Here is a 229-nt window from a genome sequence, read left to right on the forward strand (position 1 = left end):
TGGTCCCCGGCGCGCTGGCGGCTGTCGTTGGCACACACCAGCGTGGCCAGCGCCCCGTCGATCACCGGCACGCCTTCGGGCGCCTCGCGCAGCGCCACCTGCTCGAACTTGTCGACCACCGCCGGGCTGGCGAAGCGGCTGGCCAGCGCCTGCTGGTGCTGCGCCAGCACGCTGATGGCGAAGTGGCGCGCGCCCTGGAACGCCGCGAGGTTGGGCGATCGCTGCACCA

At 73.8% G+C, this 229-nt stretch carries 1 protein-coding gene; it reads right to left on the bottom strand.

The genetic code is table 11. From position 1 onward, the window contains the following. Positions 1-229, bottom strand: a 229-nt coding sequence (locus tag SM757_RS35390) for a flavin reductase family protein (RefSeq protein ID WP_322468925.1), incomplete at both ends; no start/stop codon positions are given.

Source organism: Azohydromonas lata, from assembly GCF_034427735.1.
In the GTDB taxonomy this organism is placed as follows: Bacteria; Pseudomonadota; Gammaproteobacteria; order Burkholderiales; family Burkholderiaceae_C; genus Azohydromonas; species Azohydromonas lata.